Below are 4247 nucleotides of genomic sequence, written 5' to 3' on the forward strand. Positions count from 1 at the left end.
GGCCAGGCCTCAGCATTTTATTATGGTGATCCCCTGGGCGAAATGCGCCTGGTAAGCAGAGTTTTTGAAATGTAAGGCCTTTGAATAAGACAAAAGGCTGCCTCATCGCTAACTTTGCAACAGTGCCGGATTGAATATAACCGACGTGACTGTTACATTTAGGTGGCTAAACCCGTCAAGCCCTCAGGAGTGAATCATGACCGTAGTCACGACCGCCGATACCTCCCAACTGTACGCACTTGCAGCCCGACATGGGCTCAAGCTCCATGGCCCGCTGACTGTCAATGAGCTTGGGCTCGACTATAGGATCGTGATCGCCACCGTCGACGATGGACGTCGGTGGGTGCTGCGCATCCCGCGCCGAGCCGAGGTAAGCGCGAAGGTCGAACCAGAGGCGCGGGTGCTGGCAATGCTCAAGAATCGCCTGCCGTTCGCGGTGCCGGACTGGCGCGTGGCCAACGCCGAGCTCGTTGCCTATCCCATGCTCGAAGACTCGACTGCGATGGTCATCCAGCCTGGTTCGTCCACGCCCGACTGGGTCGTGCCGCAGGACTCGGAGGTCTTCGCGGAGAGCTTCGCGACCGCGCTCGCCGCCCTGCATGCCGTCCCCATTTCCGCCGCCGTGGATGCGGGGATGCTCATCCGTACACCGACGCAGGCCCGTCAGAAGGTGGCCGACGACGTTGACCGCGTCCGACGCGAGTTCGTGGTGAACGACAAGCGCCTCCACCGGTGGCAGCGCTGGCTCGACGACGATTCGTCGTGGCCAGATTTCTCCGTGGTGGTGCATGGCGATCTCTACGTGGGCCATGTGCTCATCGACAACACGGAGCGCGTCAGCGGGATGATCGACTGGAGCGAGGCCCGCGTTGATGACCCTGCCATCGACATGGCCGCGCACCTTATGGTCTTTGGTGAAGAGGGGCTCGCGAAGCTCCTCCTCACGTATGAAGCGGCCGGTGGCCGGGTGTGGCCGCGGCTCGCCCACCACATCGCGGAGCGCCTTGCGTTCGGGGCGGTCACCTACGCACTCTTCGCCCTCGACTCGGGTAACGAAGAGTACCTCGCTGCGGCGAAGGCGCAGCTCGCCGCAGCGGAATGAGCGAACGTCGATATAGCCCGCTCGCGACGCTGTTCGCGGCGACCTTTCTCTTCCGGATCGGCAACGCGGTGGCGGCCCTCGCGCTTCCATGGTTCGTCCTGTCTCATACAAAGAGCGCGGCCTGGGCGGGCGCCACGGCCGCTAGCAGCGTCATCGCGACCATCATCGGCGCGTGGGTTGGTGGTGGCCTCGTCGATCGGTTCGGGCGCGCGCCCGTCGCATTGATCTCGGGTGTGGTGGGCGGCGTGGCCATGGCGAGCATCCCACTGCTCGATGCCGTTGGCGCCCTCTCGAACACTGGGCTGATCGCTTGCGTGGTGCTCGGTGCCGCGTTCGACGCACCCGGTATGGCCGCGCAGGACAGTGAGCTGCCCAAACTCGGCCACGTCGCCGGGCTCTCCGTTGAGCGCGTCTCGTCACTGAAAGCGGTGATCGGGAACGTCGCGATTCTAGGTGGCCCGGCCCTTGGGGGGGCCGCAATCGGCCTGCTTGGCGCTGCGCCAACGCTCGGGCTGACGGCGTTCTGCTCCGTCCTTGCAGGTCTGCTCGGCGCGTGGGTGCTTCCCGCGCGTGCCGCTCGGACGATGACCACGACGGCGACTCTCTCCATGCGCGCCGGCGTCGCTTTTCTCTGGAGCGAACCCCTGCTGCGCCCTCTCTTTGGTATAGTGATGATCTTCGTGGGCATCGTTGGCGCCAACGGCAGCGTCATCATGCCTGCGCTGTTTGTAGATGCAGGACGCCAAGTAGCAGAGCTCGGGCTGTTCTCCTCAATGATGGGGGCTGGTGGTCTCCTTGGCATTGCCATTCATGCGTCGGTCGGCGCCCGGATATCAGCGCAGAACTGGCTGGCGGTGGCATTTTGTGGCTCTGCGGTGGGCTCGCTTCTGCTTTCACAGTTGCCAGGCGTGCCGGTGCTGATGTTGTTGGGCGCGCTCGTGGGACTGCTGACCGGCTCAGTCTCTCCCATTCTCAACGCTGCCATCTACAACCGCACGCCGCCAGAACTTCTCGGCCGGGTACTCGGCACGGTCTCGGCGGTGATGCTGTCAGCCTCGCCCATGGTTATGCTTGCGGCCGGCGCGTTTGTCGACCTTGCTGGTCCGCTCCCTGGCCTCGTTGTATCGGCCGTGTTTGCGGGGCTCGTGGCTCTACTCTCGCTCCGTCTTCAATTTGCTACAATGGCGGCGGCAGCCACAGCCTCCGCCCCAACCCATACAGAAGGTGAACACTGATGCCCCGCCCCAAGCTCAAGTCCGATGACGAGGTACTCGAGGCCGCCACCGTAGTGCTGAAGCGTTGCGGTCCCATAGAGTTCACGCTCAGCGGAGTAGCAAAGGAGGTGGGGCTCTCCCGCGCAGCGTTAATCCAGCGCTTCACCAACCGCGATACGCTGCTGGTGAGGATGATGGAGCGCGGCGTCGAGCAGGTGCGGCATTACCTGAATGCGATACCGATAGGCGCAGGGCCGCAAGGGCTCTGGGAATTTTTGCAGGTGCTCGTTCGGAGCATGAACACTCGCAACGACTTCTCGGTGAACTATCTCATCTCCTGGTACGAGCTCCAGGTGCCGGAGCTACGCACGCTTGCGATCCAGCGGAACCGCGCGGTGGTGGAGGGGATCCGCAAGCGACTGCCCCCAGGTGCTCCTGCGGCAGCTGAGTTGCTCCTGCACTCGGTCATCGCTGGCGCGACGATGCAGTGGGCCGTCGATCCGGATGGTGAGCTAGCTGATCATGTGCTGGCTCAGATCGCTGCCATCCTGTGTTTAATGTTTCCCGAACACGACGATTTCCAACTCCTCCAGGCACATGCGTAAACGGAGGTGTGCAGAGTCCCTGCGGCAGGCGACGAACACGACCGTCGTCGATTAGTACCGGTACGGTCGGTGGTATCGAAGTCTTGATCACCACTCAGGTCTACGGCTTACAAATGGTGACCATCCCGATACTTGCGTCAGAGCACCGGGCCGATTCTTTGACAGTGAATCACTCCCGTAAGGTTGTGCCGGTGTGGGTGTCCCGGGTCGAGACGATACTCCGCCAATGCGCCCAGCAAACAACCTGGCCATCGCAGGTGGTGGGGAGCGGTGTGGCGGATGAGTTGGACAAGTTGGTGTAGCAGCACGAGCACGGCGAGATAACATCGCAGGAGTTCGACATGCTCAAGAGACAGCTGATTGCGAATCGCGATGCAGATTCATAACCCGATTGCGGGTTGGCTTCACTCCACCATCACCGAGCAGACTAGCACGGCGGGCTCTGTTGCAAAGATTGGCGGCAGTCAGAGGTAGGCTGTCGCTCTGCGCCGATCAGGCGGCTGCTGCGAAATGGTGGTTGAGCATGCCCATGGCCTCCGTCAGCGCCGAGGGCCCAATGCCAAAAGCTCTCTCCACAAGGCGCACCTCGCCCCTGATGCCGGGCTGCAGGCACCAGGGGCGAGCCTGTCCTTTGCGCAGGGCTCGCATGACTTCGAATCCCTTGATCGTGGCATAGGCCGTGGGGATCGATTTGAAACCGCGCACCGGCTTGATCAGTATCTTGAGCTTTCCGTGATCGGCCTCGATCACGTTATTGAGATACTTCACCTGCCGGTGGGCCGTCTCCCGGTCCAGCTTTCCTTCGCGCTTCAATTCGGTGATCGCTGCACCATAGCTCGGCGCTTTGTCGGTATTGAGCGTGGCAGGCTTTTCCCAGTGCTTCAGGCCTCGCAGGGCCTTGCCCAGGAACCGCTTCGCTGCCTTGGCGCTGCGGGTCGGCGACAGGTAGAAATCGATCGTGTCGCCCCGCTTGTCGACTGCCCGGTACAGGTAGGTCCACTTGCCCCGCACCTTGACGTAGGTTTCATCCAGGCGCCAGCTCGGATCAAAGCCACGCCGCCAGAACCAGCGCAGCCGCTTCTCCATCTCCGGGGCGTAGCACTGGACCCAGCGATAGATCGTCGTATGGTCGACCGAAATGCCGCGTTCCGCCAGCATTTCCTCAAGGTCGCGATAGCTGATCGGATAGCGACAATACCGGCACTGTTGCAAATAGTCGGTGGTGATAAACTTATCATCCCCTTTTGCTGATGGAGCTGCACATGAACCCATTCAAAGGCCGGCATTTTCAGCGTGACATCATTCTGTGGGCCGTACGCTGGTACT

At 61.9% G+C, this 4247-nt stretch carries 4 protein-coding genes and 1 pseudogene; 4 read left to right on the forward strand and 1 reads right to left on the reverse strand.

All coding sequences use genetic code 11. The features are described 5' to 3' along the window. From OOJ60_RS24210 to mphR(A), 4 genes and pseudogenes are all read left to right on the forward strand, one after another. Positions 1–75, forward strand: a pseudogene (locus tag OOJ60_RS24210) (IS6 family transposase); the annotation flags it as partial. 121 nt (positions 76–196) lie between these two features. After that, positions 197–1102, forward strand: a complete 906-nt coding sequence (locus OOJ60_RS24215) for an Mph(A) family macrolide 2'-phosphotransferase (RefSeq protein WP_000219391.1) — start codon at positions 197–199, stop codon at positions 1100–1102. Further along, positions 1099–2337: a macrolide resistance MFS transporter Mrx(A) gene (gene mrx(A), locus OOJ60_RS24220; RefSeq protein ID WP_000004159.1), complete on the forward strand. Its 1239-nt coding sequence runs from the start codon at positions 1099–1101 to the stop codon at positions 2335–2337. The genes OOJ60_RS24215 and mrx(A) overlap by 4 nt, the downstream gene beginning before the upstream one ends. Beyond that, complete coding sequence (gene mphR(A) / locus OOJ60_RS24225) at positions 2337–2921, forward strand: macrolide-binding transcriptional repressor MphR(A) (protein ID WP_001137892.1); 585 nt, start codon at positions 2337–2339, stop codon at positions 2919–2921. Before mrx(A) ends, mphR(A) begins: the two co-directional genes overlap by 1 nt. A gap of 492 nt (positions 2922–3413) precedes the next feature. On the opposite strand, the gene OOJ60_RS24230 is transcribed toward mphR(A), so the two are convergent. Continuing rightward, entirely contained in the window at positions 3414–4193 is a 780-nt protein-coding gene (locus OOJ60_RS24230; protein WP_233470924.1) for an IS6 family transposase, read from the reverse strand. Positions 4194–4247: the final 54 nt, after the last annotated feature.

It is taken from the genome of Citrobacter sp. R4 (assembly GCF_026719175.1).
Taxonomy (GTDB): Bacteria; Pseudomonadota; Gammaproteobacteria; order Enterobacterales; family Enterobacteriaceae; genus Citrobacter_A; species Citrobacter_A sedlakii.

Excerpts from the sequence above, each read along its gene's own strand:
- OOJ60_RS24230 (WP_233470924.1), bottom strand. The coding sequence starts at position 4,193 with ATGGGTTCATGTGCAGCTCCATCAGCAAAAGGGGATGATAAGTTTATC.
- OOJ60_RS24215 (WP_000219391.1), top strand. The coding sequence starts at position 197 with ATGACCGTAGTCACGACCGCCGATACCTCCCAACTGTACGCACTTGCA.